15 protein-coding genes and 2 tRNA genes are annotated in these 17,728 nt (G+C 49.6%); 6 read left to right on the top strand and 11 right to left on the bottom strand.

The genetic code is table 11. From position 1 onward, the window contains the following. Positions 1–179 precede the first annotated feature (179 nt). The 4 genes from L1285_RS03040 to zigA all read left to right on the top strand — a co-directional run bounded on the left by L1285_RS03040 (position 180) and on the right by zigA (position 3,459). The gene (locus L1285_RS03040; RefSeq protein ID WP_235410948.1) at positions 180–734 is read left to right on the top strand and encodes a hypothetical protein; all 555 of its coding nucleotides are present in this window, start codon (positions 180–182) and stop codon (positions 732–734) included. Between the two features lie 57 nt (positions 735–791). Beyond that, a complete protein-coding gene (locus tag L1285_RS03035) occupies positions 792–1,592 on the top strand; it encodes a hypothetical protein (protein ID WP_235410947.1) in 801 nt (266 codons plus the stop codon). Positions 1,593–1,748: 156 nt separating this feature from the next. Further along, positions 1,749–2,192 (top strand): TraR/DksA C4-type zinc finger protein, encoded by a 444-nt coding sequence (locus tag L1285_RS03030; RefSeq protein WP_046006695.1) that lies wholly within the window; start codon positions 1,749–1,751, stop codon positions 2,190–2,192. Between the two features lie 55 nt (positions 2,193–2,247). Next, a complete protein-coding gene (gene zigA, locus L1285_RS03025) occupies positions 2,248–3,459 on the top strand; it encodes a zinc metallochaperone GTPase ZigA (protein WP_235410946.1) in 1,212 nt (403 codons plus the stop codon). On the opposite strand, the gene L1285_RS03020 is transcribed toward zigA, so the two are convergent. The 11 genes from L1285_RS03020 to L1285_RS02970 form a co-directional block, all read right to left on the bottom strand. Further along, positions 3,400–3,714 (bottom strand): hypothetical protein, encoded by a 315-nt coding sequence (locus tag L1285_RS03020; RefSeq protein WP_235410945.1) that lies wholly within the window; start codon positions 3,712–3,714, stop codon positions 3,400–3,402. The two genes, zigA and L1285_RS03020, sit on opposite strands and share 60 nt — an antisense overlap. Before the next feature lie 106 nt (positions 3,715–3,820). Continuing rightward, complete coding sequence (gene nth / locus L1285_RS03015) at positions 3,821–4,456, bottom strand: endonuclease III (RefSeq protein ID WP_235410944.1); 636 nt, start codon at positions 4,454–4,456, stop codon at positions 3,821–3,823. A 68-nt stretch (positions 4,457–4,524) separates the two neighbouring features. Next, on the bottom strand, positions 4,525–5,223 hold the full coding sequence (locus tag L1285_RS03010; protein WP_046006699.1) for an electron transport complex subunit E: 699 nt from the start codon (positions 5,221–5,223) through the stop codon (positions 4,525–4,527). Further along, complete coding sequence (rsxG, locus tag L1285_RS03005) at positions 5,216–5,857, bottom strand: electron transport complex subunit RsxG (RefSeq protein ID WP_235410943.1); 642 nt, start codon at positions 5,855–5,857, stop codon at positions 5,216–5,218. Before rsxG ends, L1285_RS03010 begins: the two co-directional genes overlap by 8 nt. Next, entirely contained in the window at positions 5,854–6,912 is a 1,059-nt protein-coding gene (gene rsxD / locus L1285_RS03000; protein WP_235410942.1) for an electron transport complex subunit RsxD, read from the bottom strand. Before rsxD ends, rsxG begins: the two co-directional genes overlap by 4 nt. Next, positions 6,909–9,539 (bottom strand): electron transport complex subunit RsxC, encoded by a 2,631-nt coding sequence (gene rsxC, locus L1285_RS02995; RefSeq protein ID WP_235410941.1) that lies wholly within the window; start codon positions 9,537–9,539, stop codon positions 6,909–6,911. The genes rsxD and rsxC overlap by 4 nt, the downstream gene beginning before the upstream one ends. A 9-nt stretch (positions 9,540–9,548) precedes the next feature. After that, complete coding sequence (gene rsxB, locus L1285_RS02990) at positions 9,549–10,103, bottom strand: electron transport complex subunit RsxB (protein WP_046006703.1); 555 nt, start codon at positions 10,101–10,103, stop codon at positions 9,549–9,551. A 1-nt stretch (position 10,104) separates the two neighbouring features. Then, positions 10,105–10,686, bottom strand: coding sequence for an electron transport complex subunit RsxA (rsxA, locus tag L1285_RS02985; RefSeq protein ID WP_010386487.1), 582 nt, complete (start codon positions 10,684–10,686; stop codon positions 10,105–10,107). 172 nt (positions 10,687–10,858) lie between these two features. Next, a complete protein-coding gene (locus tag L1285_RS02980) occupies positions 10,859–12,802 on the bottom strand; it encodes an EAL domain-containing protein (protein WP_235410940.1) in 1,944 nt (647 codons plus the stop codon). Between the two features lie 195 nt (positions 12,803–12,997). After that, a tRNA-Asn gene (locus L1285_RS02975) sits at positions 12,998–13,074 on the bottom strand. A gap of 20 nt (positions 13,075–13,094) precedes the next feature. Next, positions 13,095–13,171 (bottom strand) — tRNA-Asn (locus L1285_RS02970). 1,135 nt (positions 13,172–14,306) lie between these two features. Between L1285_RS02970 and L1285_RS02965 the strand changes: the two genes are divergently transcribed. Continuing rightward, positions 14,307–15,692 carry an MATE family efflux transporter gene (locus tag L1285_RS02965; protein WP_235410939.1) on the top strand — a complete coding sequence of 462 codons (1,386 nt, stop codon included), beginning with the start codon at positions 14,307–14,309 and terminating at the stop codon, positions 15,690–15,692. Then, positions 15,689–17,698: an excinuclease ABC subunit UvrB gene (gene uvrB / locus L1285_RS02960; RefSeq protein ID WP_235410938.1), complete on the top strand. Its 2,010-nt coding sequence runs from the start codon at positions 15,689–15,691 to the stop codon at positions 17,696–17,698. The genes L1285_RS02965 and uvrB overlap by 4 nt, the downstream gene beginning before the upstream one ends. The last annotated feature ends 30 nt before the right edge of the window (positions 17,699–17,728 follow it).

Raw genomic sequence — 17,728 nt, 5'->3', positions numbered from 1 at the left:
CTTCACTTAATACCTGTTCAATTTGACGGTGCAAATATGACGCTAACGGCGTTAAAAATTTTTCATTTAGAACAACTAAATAGCAAAATTTTTGCCTTATTATCGACCCTATTTTCTCGCCTCAAAATAGAACACTTAATTAAGCAAGTTGGTATAAAAATCACACAAAGGGATAATGAATGAGTAATTTACAGAAAACTTTAAAAACAGGTGCTGCTGCACTGGTTTTGACATTGGCTAACACACAAATCAGTGTTGCCGGCGTTGATGGCGGCTACTTCTCCGGTAAAAAGCAAGACTGCGAGATCTGGCGAGACGTGGCACCTTACAACTGGGCCAACACCACTCGTGGTAATCAGTCTATGATTTTTTACTGCAACCGTGGCGGTTATACCGTCACCACGGTTGAGTTAAAGATCAAGCGTTTGAGCGACAACACCGTCGTATTTCGTGAAAAAAGAAAACAAAACCTCACGTCAGGATATGGCCACGGTTTTTATCCTGATCTGAGCGCCAATATCAACGAAGAATATAAAATGGAACTGGATTATACCTTCGTAAAATTGAAGCAGGGCAAGCCGGTCTGGAACAATAAAAAAACCAAAACCTGCAAACGTACTTTCACCCCAACCAATGCTAATTCAACGCGCGGTGAAGTATTCTGGTCAATCAAGAGTGCGGGCACAGCCTATCATAACAATGGTTGTCAGGGCGTACGCTTCGATATTCACTAAGCGCACCTCGGGCTGGCGCAATAAGGTCAGCCTTAACTTTACAGCCGGGATATAACGATGAAAGCAAAATACCTGATGATCAACGTGTTGTGCTTTATGCTCGGCTTTCTTGTGGCCGCCGTGTTACTGCATAAAGAAGTACCCCAGCACTATACCCCAGTAGGCGACATTGAAAGCCCCGACACTATCCTCATACCTCAGGCAGAGGAACGCTCACTGCCATTCAACACAGCGCAGCCAACCCCAGAAAAACGGCTTTACACCAGCGCTTCGCCTATCCCCCCAGAGCTCAAAGGTGAGCCTGAGAACAAAGACGAAGACAAGGCCAGGCTACTATCAATAGCGCAGGACATAGGGTTAGACAGCGGTAGTTACCCGGATCTGGCTGGTTATGAAAATCAGGATATTACCAGACTGATTGAACAGCATCTGCTGACAAACCTGCGTGCTTCACAGGGCGATGTGTATGCTCAGTTTGATGAGGTAGAGCATTACCTGGAAGCCATGCCACAGATTGCCTCCGTGCAATTTTTTACTGACTTACTGGCACAGGCTGAGCACAAAGGTGCGCTGTCTCAGAGTTTTGCCATCCACCTTATGGCGCAAAGCGTGGAGCAGTTTGAACCAGGTACAGAGCCGCTCAGCCAGATGCAGGATATTGTCGCTACAGCCCGGCACAGCGAGAGTGAACTGGTACGTCTGAGTGCCTTGGAGTCTCTGGCAACAATGAGCGCGGATCAGGCACAACTAAAGCACCAGCTTGAACAGTTTCAGGCTGATGAGTCTACGGTGATACAGGCAAAAATTACGCTGCTTAACTATCATATGGCACTGGCAGATAAGTTAAATAATCATTGAGCGGCACCTTAGCGCTTTTTTAATAAAAGGGGGCGCAAGTTTTAAGGCTGCTATATGACCACACAGAAATAAATTTAATCAGGTGATCCTTTTAAACTTGGTTTTGTTATAATATAACATTATTCCAAGTTCAATTGTTCAGACAAGGCATCTGATATGCAAGCACCTGATCCTACTTCGGCCACGCTCAGCGTTGAGCAAATGCTGGCTGCGCCCGAATCCGACTATATGAATGCCGCACAACAGGCATTTTTCAGACAACGTTTGGTGGAGCTACACGATTCAACCAGAGCACGTATCCGTGATACCAAAGCGCAAATAATGAACCCACCCGAATTAGTCGATTTGAGTGACAGAGCATCGTGGGAGGAACAGTGCCTGATCCTGATGCGCATTGTTGACCGTGAGCAGAAGCTGTTACCCAAAATCCAGCAGGCGCTGGAGCGTATTCGGCTCAATGAATATGGCTATTGTCTGGAAACGGGGGAGCCTATTGGCATTGCCCGTTTACTGGCAAGGCCTACAGCAGAGCTGTGCGCTGATGTAAAGCTGTGCTCCGAACTCAAAGAGCACATGTACGTCAAAGAAAGGCATGTCTGACAAAACCTGAACCCACACATATCTACCGTCAAAAACTGTGTAAGGTGATCAAGCAATGGCTAAGTTAAATACATCAAATTTATTGCCCGTGACCGTGCTGTCCGGTTTTTTAGGGGCAGGAAAAACCACGGTGCTGAACCATATTCTGAGCAACCGTGAGGGGCTAAAAGTGGCCGTTATCGTCAATGATATGAGTGAAATCAACATTGACGCTGCGACGGTACAAAATGAAGTCAGCCTCAACCGGGCTGAAGAAAAGCTGGTTGAGATGAGCAATGGCTGTATCTGTTGCACACTCAGAGAAGATCTGCTTGAAGAGGTTAATCGGCTGGCTAAATCGGGCAAATATGACTACCTGGTGATTGAGTCGACCGGTATTTCGGAACCTCTGCCCGTGGCCGAAACTTTTACCTTTGCGGATGAGCAAGGAGTAAGCTTATCTGACATCGCCACACTGGATACTATGGTCACCGTAGTAGATGCGGTGAACTTTCTGAAAGATTACGACCGCGCAGAGGCTTTGCAGGACGTTGGGGAAAGCCTGGGTGAAGAAGATGAGCGTAGTGTGGCAGATTTACTGGTTGAGCAGGTCGAGTTTGCCGATGTGTTGTTGATCAGCAAAACAGATCTTATCTCAGGTACCGAGCTTAAACGTTTGCAAAGTATTCTGCGCACACTCAATACAGACGCTGAGCAAATCCCTATGGCACATGGTCAGGTGCCCCTGGCGCAGGTGTTAAATACCAAAAAGTTCAGTTTTGAAAAAGCTCAGCAGGCGCCGGGCTGGCTCAAAGAGCTGCGGGGCGAGCACATTCCGGAAACGGAGGAGTTTGGCATCAGCAGTTTTACCTTTTGTGCCAGAAGGCCCTTTCACCCGCAAAAGTTCTATGACTTTTTGCACAGTGATGAACTGGCCGGCAAGCTTATCCGCTCAAAAGGGTTTTTCTGGCTGGCAACCAGACCTCAAATTGCTGGCAGCTGGAGTCAGGCTGGCGGTATCGCAAGGCATGGTGCAGCGGGACTATTTTGGAAAGCTGTACCACGAGATCAGTGGCCAGAAGACCCGGAATATATTGCCGCCATTGAAGAGCACTGGGTTGAGCCTTTTGGTGACATGCGCCAGGAATTAGTATTTATTGGTCAGGGCCTGGACAAAGCCGAGATTATCCGTCGCCTGAATGCCTGTTTGCTCAGCGAAGAGGAGGTATTAAAAGGCCAGCAAGCGTGGAAAACACTGCCGGACCCTTTTCCTTCCTGGGCGCACTAAACAAACAGTAGCCAGGCAGTAATAGCGCATGGGAATCAGGGTGTAGCGAATAATATCACCCTCTTTGCCTTGCAGGCCGACAACACTGGCGGCGGTGATATGCCCCAAAGGCACCTGCCAGATAAAATAAGCTGATAAGGAGGTCACGAGCAGGCTAAATGGCATGGCCTGCTTAGCAGGCAGTCTGAGCAGGACCAGCAGGACAAATACGCTGAAAAAAGGCACCAGGGCCGTGAACAGTTGTGGTAGCGTCATCAGAGTTTAAGAAGTCCATTACTTAATGAGATGAGCTTAGCATGCCAATAAGACAATGAATATGCTGTTTATTACTGAGCAGCCATGGTCTTATTGGCGCGATAGGTTAGCCAGAGGTTTTTTCTTTGAACTCACACAAGTCTTCAATAATACAGCTGCCACACTTGGGCTTTCTGGCCACACAGGTGTAGCGGCCCAGCAAAATCAGCCAGTGATGGACATCCACTTTGAACTCTTTGGGGACTACCTTTTCGAGCTTTTCTTCAACCGCGACGACGTCTTTGCCCATGGCAAATTTGGTGCGGTTTGATACACGGAAAATATGGGTATCTACGGCGATGGTAGGCCAGCCGAAGGCACAATTGAGCACCACGTTGGCAGTCTTGCGGCCCACGCCGGGCAGAGCTTCCAGCGCTTCGCGATTTTCCGGCACTTCGCCGCCATGCTGCTCCATCAAAATGTGGCACATTTTGTAGACGTTGTTGGCTTTGGAGTTAAATAAGCCGATGGTTTTGATGTAGTCCCTCAGGCCATCCACACCCAGATCAATAATCCCCTGTGGTGTGTTAGCGACTGGGAACAGCTTACGGGTGGCTTTATTGACGCTCACGTCTGTGGCCTGGGCTGATAAAGTGACGGCGACCAGCAGCTCAAACGGGGAGGTATATTCCAGTTCAGTTTCCGGGTTAGGGTTGTCATCCCGCAGACGGGTGAGAATTTCGAGTCGTTTTGCTTTATTCATAGTACTGACTTACTTGCTGTTGATCCTATCTGAGCTCAGCGGGAGAGTGACGGCTCTCCCATAGCGCGTTAATCTAAGCTGGTGACCCGAGCTCGGGGGGCTTTTTCCGGACTGGCGACGGGCTCAGCCTGGGCCTCTTTACGTGCATCAATATAGTTTTTGGCAGCGATGATTAACCCCAACCCTAAAAAGGCACCCGGTGGTAAAATGGCCACCAGAAATTGACTGTCGAATTCTATGACTTCGATGCGCAGTGCGGTTGCCCAGTCACCCAGTAACAGGTTAGCACCATCAAACAGCGTGCCCTGACCAATCAGCTCGCGCATGGCGCCCAGTAATACCAGTACAGCACCAAATCCCAGCCCCATCATGATACCGTCCCACGCAGACAACAGGGGCGTATTTTTTGAGGCATAGGCTTCAGCCCGGCCTATGATGGCGCAGTTGGTCACAATCAGCGGAATAAAGATCCCAAGTGACTGGTATAGACCAAAAGTATAGGCGTTCATCAACAGCTGCACTATGGTTACAAAGGCGGCGATGATCATCACAAACACCGGGATCCGGATGTCTTTGGGGACCCAGTTTCGCACAATTGAGACTGTGACATTGGATCCAACCAATACCAGTAAAGTGGCCAGCCCCAGGCCCAAAGCGTTGGTTATCGTGCTGGTGACGGCCAGCAACGGGCACAGGCCCAGCAGCTGTACCAGCGCCGGGTTGTTTTTCCACATGCCCTCATGGGCGAGTTGTTTAAATTCACTCATTGGTGGCCTCCTGGCAGTGGTTTGGCGCTGCGAACAGCGCGTCAAAATTGCTGCGAGCGTACCAGGCGGCGGCATTTACGCTCTGCACAACGGCGCGAGGCGTAATTGTTGCGCCGGTAAACTGGTCAAACTGGCCACCGTCTTTTTGCACATTGAAGGCCGGGTCTTTGGCTTGCGTAACCCTGGTCGCGGCAAAGGTGGTGATCCAGTCCGATTTGGCCAGCTCAACTTTGTCGCCAAGCCCCGGGGTTTCCTCGTGGCGGGTAACTCGCACGCCGGCAATTTCACCTGTGGGATAGACTGCGCTCAGAATGTCGATATTGCCGCTATAGCCGCGCGGCGTAATATGCTGTACCAACAAGGCGACCGGCTCACCCTGCAGTCGGGCTCGATAGATAATGTGCGGGCCATTCGGGCCCAGCTCAGGTGCATTGCTGATGGCACAATCCAGATAGAGCTCGTTATCGTATTGCGCCTGGGGAATAACCTGAGTCAGTATGCGCATCAGGTGACGTTGCTCCTGCTTGGCGATTTCTGGCGCGGTAAAGCTTTGTACCAATGCCACACTGCCGGTGGTGGCCAGTGCAAAGGCGGTCAGGATCAGGCCGTTCTTTTTCATTGATGACAGGATCATGAGCTTGCTCCATGCCCGTAAGTACGAGGTTGCGTATAATAATCAATCAAAGGCACCGCCATGTTCATGATCAGCACAGCAAAGGCGACGGCGTCCGGGTAACCGCCAAAATGACGGATCAGATAAACCAGCAGACCGATCAGCGCGCCGTAGATTAAGCGGCCGCGATTGGTGGTACTGGCCGATACAGGATCGGTAGCAATGAAAAATGCCCCCAGCATAGTGGCACCGCTAAGCAGGTGAAACAGCGTACCTGCCTGTGTGGCCGGCGACAGCGCGTAACCTAAGCCACTGCACACCGCCAGCGTCACGATAAATGCCACCGGGATGTGCCAGTTAATGACCTTGGTTTTTAGCAGGTACAAACCGCCCAACAGGTAAGCCAGGTTAACCCATTGCCAGCCTTGTCCGGCATATTCTCCGAACGCGATACTATTAGTGGCTTCAGAGACAGTCAGATTCTGAGATACGGCTGTTTTGACATGATCCAGTGGTGTGGCAGAGGTGGTGCCATCAATCACCTGGCGGGCTTCCGCCAGTGGAGCGCCCGACAGGGTGTGTTCAGTAAAAATCAGTGCCAGCTGGTCCAAAGCGGACAGCGGTGTTGCTTGTATCTCCATGATGGGTGTCCAGCTGGTCATTTGCACCGGGAAAGAGATAAGCAGCAACACATAAGCGGCCATAGCCGGGTTGAACAGGTTAAAACCCAGGCCGCCATATAATTGTTTGACGATGACAATGGCAAATACACAACCAATTACAGTGACCCACCAAGGCGCCAGTGGTGGAATACTCACAGCAAGCAGCACGGCGGTTAGCCAGGCACTGCCATCACTGAGCGTTGGCCACACAGGTCGACCACGCAGTTTCATCATAGCAGCTTCGCTGAGGCTGACTGTCAGCAATGCCAGTACCAGCTGGAATAAGGTGCCTGGACCAAAAAAGTAACTCTGCACCAGGATGCCGGGGATACAGGCGGCGATGACCGTCAGCATCAGACGGCTGAGGGTTTTGTGGCTGTGATTGTGGGGCGATGAAGCCATGGTTAATTTCATGACAGATCATTTCCTTCTTGGTCTTTGGCGGCGGCCTGCTTTTTAGCTTTTGCGCGCGCCACAGCGGCTTTAATCGCCGCCTGACGTTTTTCTTCGGCGCTCAGGGGCGCATCATTCGCGGGCGAATCTTGCTCAGGTGCTGAGCTGGCCTGCTCTATATCCGCTTGCTGCTCGGCTTCTTTGGCTGCTTTCTTCGCCTTAGCACGGGCAATTGCAGCGGCCACGGCAGCCTTGCGGGGATCTTCCGGTTCAGCGTCTGCCTCGTCCGTTACTGTATCCGCTTGCTGCTCAGCCTCTTTGGCGGCTTTCTTCGCTTTTGCACGGGCTATCGCAGCGGCTACGGCGGCTTTACGGGGATCTTCCTGTTCAACGTCTGCCTCATCCGTTACTGTATCGGCTTGCTGCTCAGCCTCTTTGGCCGCTTTCTTCGCTTTAGCACGGGCAATTGCAGCGGCCACGGCGGCTTTGCGAGGATCTTCCGGTTCAGCGTCTGCCTCGACAGGTTGTGCCTCGTCTGGCTGCTCGGCCTCTTTCTTCGCTTTAGCACGGGCAATCGCAGCGGCCACGGCAGCTTTACGGGGATCTACCGGCTCAGCGTCTGTCTCGACGGGTTGCGCCTCATCTGGCTGCTCGGCCTCTTTGGCCGCTTTCTTCGCTTTAGCACGGGCAATCGCGGCGGCTACAGCGGCTTTACGAGGATCTTCGGTACCTGCATCACCCGACGATTGCGCTGTGTCGTCGTCCTGTTGCGCCGCTTTTTTCGCTTTAGCACGGGCAATCGCGGCGGCTACGGCGGCTTTACGCGGATCGTCACTTGCTGCGGGCGCTGTAGCTGAAGACTCTGGTGCGTCGTTTTGTTGTGATGCTTTTTTGGCTTTAGCGCGGGCAATCGCTGCGGCAACGGCATCTTTACGTGAGCCTTCTCCGCCTGCGTGCATTTCAGGTGTCGCTTGTGCGTCTTTTTCAGCTTTGTACTGACGCGCTTTTTCTTTGCGCTTAGCACGCTCCAGTGCCACTTCTGAATTATCCGGCTCCAGTGTGCCATCGGCCGACTTTTTAGCTTTGGCCCGTTCAATTGCGGCTTGTACGGCAGACTGGCTGTCTTTTTTCTGTTTGACGCGTTCCATTGCGGCGCTGACCTTATCGCTTTGCTCTGCACTGCGAGTATTGCTGCGCGCTGAGCGTTTATGGCGATTCTGCCGCTCTTCCTGCTCCCGTTCAAGGCGCTCTTTACGTGCCTCAAACCGCTCCTTTGCACGCTCCGCTTTCACTTTTTCCAGTTTCTGTTCGCGGATCTCGGCTTTGGCAACCCGGTAGTACTGCACCAGTGGAATCTCACTCGGACAGACATAGGCACAGGCACCACATTCAATGCAGTCGAACAGGTTGTGCTCTTCCAGTTTGTCGTACTCTTTGCCTTTGGCAAACCATTGCAGCTGTTGCGGCAGCAGGGTTTGCGGACAAGCATCAGCACAGGCACTACAACGAATACAAGCCTGTTCGGGGCCTGCAACCGCCAGCTCCTGATTATCTGGCGCAAGAATACAGTTGGTGGTTTTAACCACCGGAATACGAACCGTTGGCAGCGTAAAGCCCATCATAGGACCACCCATGATAACACGCTGCTCGGCGACAGGTTCAAAGCCCTGGCAGGTTAGTAAGTGCTTAATTTCACTGCCAAGCAGCGCCCAGACATTTTGTGGCGTCTGAATGGTATTGCCGGTTACAGTAACAACACGCTCAATCAGCGGCTTGCCTTTACATATGGCTTCGCTGACGGCAAACAAAGTACCGACATTTTGTACCAGCACACCCACGTCTGCCGGGATCCCACCGCTTGGCACTTCCTTTGAGGTGAGCACCTGGATCAGCTGCTTCTCACCACCGGATGGGTACTTGACGGGCAGGCCACGGACCAGGATCTTATCGTTATGAGCCGCTGCGGCGGTCATTGCCTGAATGGCTTCAGGTTTGTTGGTTTCAATGCCCACCAAAACGTATTGAGGATTAAGCAGGTGCTGCATAATTTCGATGCCTTGCACAATTTGCTCGGCATGTTCGCGCATCAGCAGGTCATCGGCTGTGATGTATGGTTCACACTCCACACCGTTGACCACCAAAAATTCGACGGGTTTATGTTTGGCACTGTCGGCTTTGACATAAGTCGGGAAGCCGGCGCCACCCATGCCTGCGATGCCTGCATGGTGGATAATGTCGATCAATGCCTGCTTGTCGAGCTGGGTATAGTCGGCAACCGGGTTCAGCTCGCACCACTTATCTTCACCGTCGGGCGTCAGGACAATGCTCAGCTCAGGCAGCGCAGAGGGGTGCGCCGAAGGCATAGGTTTAATGTCGCTTATCACGCCGGACGTTGGTGCATGCACTGGTAGTGACCAGTTTGCGCCGGGGCGGGTAAGTGGCTGCCCTTTACGCACAGAGTCACCTTTGTTGACCAGCAACTGGCCATTGGCACCTATGTGTTGCTTCAGAGGTAGCACCAGATAGTCGGGCAGGGGAATACGACCAATACTCGCCTGATTTGACACAGATTTTTGCTCCGGTGGATGGATGCCGCCGGGAAACTGCCACAATTTACCGTGTTCAATTTGTTCAAGTAAAGTTTCCACTTAAACCTCTTAGTCGATTTGCTTCACGGGAATGGCGTCAATTTGCCACTTCCAGGTTTGAACGGTTTGTGCCACCGGGATCATATCAATACAATCGACAGGGCAGGGGTCGACACACAGGTCGCAGCCGGTACATTCATCGGCAATTACTGTATGCATCTGGCGGGTTGCGCCGACAATGGCGTCCACCGGGCAGGCCTGAATACACTTAGTGCAACCAATGCACTCATCTTCGCGTATGTAGGCAACTTTTTTGATGGGCTCCGCTTCTTCGCCACCAGCCAGAGGTTTGGCTTCAACGCCCATTAAGTCGGCCAGTTTTTTCACCGTGGCCTCGCCACCAGGCGGGCATTTGTTAACGTCATCGCCGTTGGCAATTGCTTCTGCATAAGGGCGACAACCAGGGTAGCCACATTGGCCACATTGTGTTTGTGGCAAAATGGCATCTACCTGATCAACAATCGGGTTGCTTTCAACCCGGTACTTAACGGCTGCATAGCCGAGGATAAGGCCAAATACCAGCGCCAGTGCGCCGATGGCTATCAGTGCATAAAACAGTGTCATCTCAGAACTTCACCAATCCAGAAAAACCCATAAAGGCCAGTGACATTAGACCGGCTGTGATCATGGCTATTGAAGCGCCCTTAAACGGCGCAGGCACATCTGCGACGGCCAGTCGCTCTCGCAGGGCGGCAAATAAGACCAGTACCAATGAAAAACCTACCGCAGCACCAAAGCCGTACACAGCGGAACCGATAAAAGTGTGGTCATTTTTGATATTAAGTAGCGCAACCCCTAATACCGCACAGTTGGTGGTGATCAGCGGCAAAAAGATCCCAAGTAAACGATACAGGGTGGGGCTGGTTTTACGCACTACCATCTCTGTAAACTGCACCACAACGGCAATCACCAGAATAAAGCTCATGGTACGCAAGAAGGTGAGGTCCAGGGGCAATAAAATATACTGATTGACCAGATAACTGGTCACGGATGCCAGCGTCAGAACAAAGGTCGTCGCAAGTGACATACCAATGGCGGTTTCGAGTTTACCCGAGACACCCATAAATGGGCACAAGCCGAGGAATTGCACCAATACAAAGTTATTTACCAGCACTGTGCCAATAAGCAACAGAATATACTCTGTCATGCTTGCCCCTTAGTGTGAATGAATTTACAGAGAACCAGAATAGACTGAGAATTCTAACAATTTCGGGCCAGAGATCACAGTATTTAGCCAGGGGAGGGAGGGGAAAGTTTGTTAAAAATGGCTAGTAAAGTTGACAATAGGGCGACAGGTTCGCCCTATTGTCATCAGAGTATTAAATTTCTTTTGGCTTTTCGATGTAGTAACCCTGCACGCCGTCCAGGCATAGGGTTTCAACAATGTGCTTTTCTTCCTGACTTTCGACCCCTTCGGCAAATACACTGACCCCAATGCGGTGCGCCAGGTCGACCATCAGTCGCATAAAGTACTGGTTGTTTTTGTCTTCTTCCAGGCCGCGGGTATAGCTGGCATCCATCTTAATAAAGTCGGGTTTCAGGTCGCGGAAGAACTTGAAGGAGGTGAGTCCAACACCAAAGCGCTCAACCGTGATCCGGGCGCCAACCCGATGCACCATGTCGATAAAGCGCTTACTGGCTTTAATATTCTGCTGTAAGCCGAATTCGCTCACCTCAAAGATAAGCTTAGACGCCAGATTGGCTTCTTTTAGCAGTCGACGCTCAAGCCAGATAACAAACTGATCACTGTGGGCACTGGACGCTGTCACATTGATACCAAAGAATTTCTCATTGAAATTACGCGACTTAATCATCTCGATTGAGGTGTCGATAATAAGCTGGTCGATTTCTACCGCCATCTCCAGCTTTTCGGCCATCGCCAGGAATGAGGCGGTTGGCAGCATCTGTCCGTCTTCGGTTTTAAAACGTGCCTGTATTTCGGCGTAGGCTTTGACATTTTTGCCAATCGGCATAATGTTCTGCATCATCAGCATCACGCGGCGGCTTTCTATCACTTCACGGATAACACGTCGCCAGTTTTGATTGCCAAATCCGGCACCGACATTGTTGACCAGATCTGTTTCGCGCTGCAGGTGCCAGGCGTTGGCTTGTTTGCTTTGTGCCATACTCATGGCGTTATCCACGACCGACAGCAACTCGCCCAATGGCTTACCCGACTCGTAAGGCACAATACCGGTATTGGCAACTGAGCTCAGCTCCTGGTTTTGCTGATACTGAGTAAACCTGGCTTGCAAGGTTTCGCCAAAGCGCTCAGCTTCTTTAGAGGGGATATTCGGTAAAATAACGGCAAAGTCTGAGCTGTTAAGGCGGAATACCTGGCTACCTGTGTAAGTACCGCTGACATGTTTGACGATGTCTGCAATGCCTTTGATATACAAGTCGCCTTTTTGGTAGCCCCGGGTCTGGTTGATCATTTGCAGCTCACTGCAACGTATCATTGCCAGCGAGCCAAAACTCTTGTCACTGGCCGACTCAATTTGGTGCTCGTAATATTCAACAAACATATTGCGGTTACCAAGACCGGTCACCACATCTTTATAGGCTTCTTGTTTAATAGACTGAGCAGCTGACTTAATGTCTTCCTGCTTGCTCTTTAAAAAGTGTGCCAGTCGGTTGAAAGAGGGCGCCAGTTCAGCACCCAGCTCAGCGACTTTATTGGTATTAAAATCCTGATCTATGCTTTCTGAGACCTGATTTTGAGTAATGTAGATATCAACGGCATCAGCAACGGTCATACTCACATTACGATTGAGCTTACGGTAAATGGTCTTCATATAGAAGATGGGAATAAAAGCCATCAACGCGGAAATGATGATCATAAAAATCATCGCTTGTTGTAGCAATTGCGCCTGGCTCTGCACATTGATCAGAAACTCAATTTTAATGTCTTTGCTTTTATTCACCGCAAATTGTGGCCGAACTGAGTTCATCGCATTGGCAATCACGCCTGCCAGAGCCGGCATTTCGCTCTGGGTGTTAATATTCAGTACGGTTTGTCCGGCAAAATCGCGGACTATAAAGGAGGAGAATACATTGCCACTGCCCAAAGATAAGCGTATGTGCTCGGGCGTGACATCCGCCATGGTTTTTTCCTGAATGTAGTTACTCACCATGCTTTGTGCATTTTGTTGAGCTCTGCTAACGGCATTATCAAAGCTGCTTGCGACCAAGAAGCTACCAAGCGCAGAAAAAACAATCCAGGAAATGAGCTGGAGAAATATGAGTTTTTTAAAACCTGCCATTGTTATTCATCTACCTGAAATTGGGATTAAATTCCGTTCGTCGACTGACTTGCATGAGCAGCTTTTTTGAGGAGTGAAATAGCCGCCTAGAATGCCTGTAGGGTAGAGCATTCATGATAAAAAGTCTAATATATTCGAACAATTGCCAAAGAGAAGTAAAGAAAAATTAGATAATTCTGGAGAAGTATAGTGAATTGGCTCCCCCTCCCCGACTCGAACGGGGGACCTGCGGATTAACAGTCCGTCGCTCTAACCAACTGAGCTAAGGGGGAACAAATAAGATGACTCAAAATGGCTCCCCCTCCCCGACTCGAACGGGGGACCTGCGGATTAACAGTCCGTCGCTCTAACCAACTGAGCTAAGGGGGAAGCATGTCTCTCAACGGGGCGAAATATTAATGACCGCTTGGCAAGGTGTCAACAATAAAAATCATTGAATTGTAAAAAAGCGGTTCGTTCGTTGAATTAATGCGCGATTTGCCCCTTTTTTAGCTGACTTTTGGGGCCTCTGGAGTGATGAGTATTAATTAGGAGGTGCGTGTGGCAGATCTGGACAAGTCGCGAAATGTATATTTTTTAGTGCTTATGTCTTATTTTTGTTCGAAGCGTGGCTTTTTTGCACTTTCTCTGTGATCAATCATGATTCTGCTGTGCGATCCGAGAAAGATCCGAGTGAAGATCGAATAACAATCCAGTGTAATTGGAATTTATTGCACAAAAATTACTCAACATATGCAGATTTATTGCATATATATGTTAGTTAATATGGTAACTTCTTTCTTATCAATGGTTTACTATGCTTTTAGCTCTATTGCCCCAAATTTGCAATATTCTAATATTGGTCTAGCAACATAAGATCAGGCTGTGAATTGCAGTCTGATCCCCGCTTGGCGGATGAAGGATCAGCGTCAATAACGAGATCCTTTGTTTGGATCCTAGCCTAGGCCTTTATTTTTAAAGGCTGAGATAAGTTATCCACCGAATCTGTGGATAACATTGTTTATTAAACTTTAAAAAGTGCTACGAAGCCATATATTCCGGGGCATAGCGACGATGCAAGTATTTTGGTGAAAAATAATTAGTTATTAATTTTCAATTGGTTACTAAAATTGCACCATACTGGAAAGAGAAATGACCAATATGACGAATTTATTTCGCATGAGCACCAATAATGTGCAAAAAGTAACCCGGCTCAACTTGCAGTACGATAAAAAACCGACTTTTTCCTAAATATGTTTGAGTTGGCGTGAAACACCCCAATAAAACAATTTTTAACGCTGTGCCAGAGCCTCGATAGCACAAGAAGCTTAGTTTGCGTATGTTTTGCGCGATACGTGTCATGGCGAGAAAACGCTGGTAAGTCTAAATCATCGCACAGCGCTATGATGCGCTACCTATGTTATGCATCTTGTATCAGGTATGTACACGCCATCGGTGTTTAATTAAGTGCATCACAGAGGGGGATCCTTTAGAATACTCGCTTCCAAATGAGGTAAAACAAACTATGTCCGCAGTTCGTCAATCAAATACCGGCAGTGATATTCTCAATGGGTCTATAGCGGCTACGCTCAGGCGTATGACCGTGCCCATGATTTTTGGCATGATCACGCTGATGAGTTTTAACTTAGTCGATACCTTCTTTATTAGCTTGCTTGGTACCGAGCCGCTGGCTGCGGTGAGTTTTACCTTTCCTGTTACTTTTACGGTGATCAGCCTGGCAATTGGCCTTGGTATCGGCACGTCGGCGGTAATCGCAAAAGCACTGGGTGCCAATAACATGGAAGAAGCAAAGTTTGATGGGTTTGTCGCTTTGCTGGTGTCTGCGCTGATGGTGGCTATCTTGTCTGCTGCGGGTTACGCATTGATTGAGCCTATTTTTACCTTACTGGGTGCCGGCCCACAGACCATGCCGTATATTTATGACTATATTTCTATCTGGTTTGCAGGTGCCGTCTTTTTGATTATGCCAATGATAGGTAACTCTATCCTCAGAGCCAGCGGCGACACCAAAACGCCAAGCCTGATCATGGGATTGGGCGGGCTTATCAATGCCATTTTGGATCCCTTGCTTATTTTTGGCTATGGACCGTTTCCTGAACTGGGTGTGAAAGGTGCAGCGATCGCCAGTGTGATTGCCTGGAGCGTCGGTGTGGTGTTCATTTTATATTTGTTGGCAGTGAAGAAGCGTTTACTACAGATATCGAGTCCGCAGCAAAGCATTAGTCAGGCGACCAGTAAAATATTAAAGATAGGTTTGCCTGCTGCCGGGGCGAATATGCTTACGCCAATCGCGATGGCGGTGATGACAGCGATTATTGCAACCTATGGTGCAGAAGCTGTGGCGGCGTTTGGGGTAGGCAGTCGTATCGAATCGATTGCCAGTCTGGTGGTGTTGGCGTTATCTATGACCTTACCGCCGTTTGTGAGTCAAAACTTTGGTGCGCAGAAGTATCAGCGAGTTGAAGATGCATACCGCACAACACTGAAGTTTGTGATGGCATGGCAGTTTGGCATCTATATTGTGCTTATTGCGGCATCGCATTGGATCAGTGTGGCATTTGGCGATGAACCTCAGGTGGTCGATATTATTAAGCTATTCATTTATACCTTGCCACTGAGTTATGGTTTGCAAGGGGTGATCATTCTTACCAACTCATCCTTTAATGCGTTACATAAGCCGATGCGGGCTTTGGTTCTGAGTATAGTGCGTTTGTTTGTGTTTTATGTCCCTTGCGCTTATCTGGGGTCACACATTGCAGGCATTCAAGGGCTGTTTATTGGCGCCGCAATTGGTAACCTGTTTACGGCAATGCTGGCGTATAGATGGTTTATGAGCACTTTGGGTGCGATGCAAGTAAGTCAACCTCAATCACAGGAGAAAACGGTATGAGTGATGTCTTTGACCTGGTGTCCGAGTTTTCACCCAGTGGCGATCAACCCACCGCTATTGCACAATTGTGTGATGGGCTGGAAGCCGGTCTGGCGCATCAGACCCTACTGGGTGCGACCGGTACAGGTAAAACTTTTACTATGGCCAATATTATTCATACGTTAAACCGGCCAACCATTATCATGGCGCACAATAAAACGCTGGCCGCACAGTTATACGGAGAGATGAAAGAGTTTTTCCCCAATAACGCGGTGGAGTATTTTGTTTCTTACTATGACTATTATCAGCCCGAAGCCTATGTGGTTGCCAGCGACACCTTCATTGAAAAAGATGCCTCAATCAATGAGCATATTGAGCAAATGCGTTTGTCTGCGACAAAAGCTTTGCTGGAGCGTAGGGATACCATCATAGTTGCGTCTGTATCTGCCATTTATGGTTTGGGCGACCCTGACTCTTACATGAAGATGATGCTGTTGCTTAAAGTGGGTGAAACCATGGAGCAGCGGGCCATGCTCAGACGCCTGGCTGAACTGCAATATACCCGCAATGATATGGACTTTAGTCGCGGTACTTATCGGGTGAGGGGAGAGGTGATCGATATCTTCCCGGCAGAATCGGATACTTATGCTATCCGGGTGGAAATGTTCGATGAAGAAATCGAGCGCATTAGTATGTTTGATCCCCTGACCGGCGCGGTCGAAAAGCATTTAGTGCGTGCAACCATTTACCCCAAAACTCACTATGTAACGCCGCGCGAAAAAATTCTCGACGCGATAGAAAACATCAAGCAGGAACTCAAAGAGCGCCGCAACAAATTACTGGCCGATAACCGCCTGGTCGAAGAGCAGCGGGTTGCACAGCGCACGCAATACGACATTGAAATGATGACCGAGCTGGGTTATTGCTCGGGCATTGAAAACTATAGCCGTTATTTATCAGGTCGTGCACCGGGCGAGCCGCCGCCAACATTACTGGATTACTTGCCAGATGATGCACTGATGATCATAGATGAATCTCACGTGACTGTGTCGCAGATAGGCGCCATGTACAAGGGCGACCGCAGTCGTAAAGAGAACCTGGTGGAATACGGCTTCAGATTACCGTCTGCAATGGACAACCGGCCTTTGAAATTTGAAGAGTTTGAGGCGATTGCGCCGCAAACCATCTATGTGTCAGCTACGCCAGGCGACTATGAACTAGAACGCTCAAGTGGCGAGGTCGCCGAGCAGGTTATTCGCCCGACAGGGCTGCTTGATCCCGTGCTGGAAGTACGCCCCGTTGCCACTCAGGTGGACGACTTGCTGTCTGAAATCTATCGCCGGGTTGAGCTGCAGGAGCGGGTGCTGGTGACCACGCTGACGAAACGCATGGCCGAAGACCTGACAGATTATCTCAATGATCATGATGTTCGGGTACGCTATCTACATTCGGATATTGATACTGTGGAACGGATGGAAATTATCCGCGATTTGCGCAAAGGCGTGTTTGACGTGTTAGTCGGCATTAACCTGTTACGTGAAGGGCTCGATATGCCCGAAGTATCTCTGGTTGCTATTTTGGATGCGGATAAGGAAGGCTTTTTACGCTCGACCCGTTCATTGATCCAGACCATTGGCCGGGCTGCCCGACACATCAATGGTAAAGCCATTCTGTATGGTGATGTGATCACTAAATCCATGCGAAAGGCCATTGATGAAACGGAGCGACGCCGGGCTATTCAGCACGCCTACAATGAGAAACATGGTCTGAAACCGCAGGCTCTGGTTAAGAAGATCACCGATGTGATGGACCTGGGCGAGGAAGTATCGGCTGAACAGGCAGCGGCATCGAAAGCGGCGAGAAAGCCATCGGCTGCTAAGCAGAATCAAAGTGTGACTGACCTGACCGAGCAGATAAAACAGCTTGAGGCGCAGATGATGCAATATGCCCGAGAGTTAGAGTTTGAAAAAGCGGCAGCTATTCGGGATGAGGTACATCTATTGCAGCAGCAATTGTTAAAAAGTTAACGTTTGATGCGAAAAGCGCAGCCAGTAGCT

This window comes from Pseudoalteromonas sp. DL2-H2.2 (assembly GCF_021532535.1).
GTDB classification, from domain to species: domain Bacteria; phylum Pseudomonadota; class Gammaproteobacteria; order Enterobacterales; family Alteromonadaceae; genus Pseudoalteromonas; species Pseudoalteromonas rubra_A.
Note: the sequence above shows the minus strand (reverse complement) of the source record. Positions and strands in the feature narration are given on the sequence as shown.

Coding starts and splice junctions, on each gene's coding strand:
- L1285_RS03040 (WP_235410948.1), top strand. CDS start 180: ATGAGTAATTTACAGAAAACTTTAAAAACAGGTGCTGCTGCACTGGTT.
- L1285_RS03035 (WP_235410947.1), top strand. CDS start 792: ATGAAAGCAAAATACCTGATGATCAACGTGTTGTGCTTTATGCTCGGC.
- L1285_RS03030 (WP_046006695.1), top strand. CDS start 1,749: ATGCAAGCACCTGATCCTACTTCGGCCACGCTCAGCGTTGAGCAAATG.
- zigA (WP_235410946.1), top strand. CDS start 2,248: ATGGCTAAGTTAAATACATCAAATTTATTGCCCGTGACCGTGCTGTCC.
- L1285_RS03020 (WP_235410945.1), bottom strand. CDS start 3,714: ATGACGCTACCACAACTGTTCACGGCCCTGGTGCCTTTTTTCAGCGTA.
- nth (WP_235410944.1), bottom strand. CDS start 4,456: ATGAATAAAGCAAAACGACTCGAAATTCTCACCCGTCTGCGGGATGAC.
- L1285_RS03010 (WP_046006699.1), bottom strand. CDS start 5,223: ATGAGTGAATTTAAACAACTCGCCCATGAGGGCATGTGGAAAAACAAC.
- rsxG (WP_235410943.1), bottom strand. CDS start 5,857: ATGATCCTGTCATCAATGAAAAAGAACGGCCTGATCCTGACCGCCTTT.
- rsxD (WP_235410942.1), bottom strand. CDS start 6,912: ATGAAATTAACCATGGCTTCATCGCCCCACAATCACAGCCACAAAACC.
- rsxB (WP_046006703.1), bottom strand. CDS start 10,103: ATGACACTGTTTTATGCACTGATAGCCATCGGCGCACTGGCGCTGGTA.
- rsxA (WP_010386487.1), bottom strand. CDS start 10,686: ATGACAGAGTATATTCTGTTGCTTATTGGCACAGTGCTGGTAAATAAC.
- L1285_RS02980 (WP_235410940.1), bottom strand. CDS start 12,802: ATGGCAGGTTTTAAAAAACTCATATTTCTCCAGCTCATTTCCTGGATT.
- L1285_RS02965 (WP_235410939.1), top strand. CDS start 14,307: ATGTCCGCAGTTCGTCAATCAAATACCGGCAGTGATATTCTCAATGGG.
- uvrB (WP_235410938.1), top strand. CDS start 15,689: ATGAGTGATGTCTTTGACCTGGTGTCCGAGTTTTCACCCAGTGGCGAT.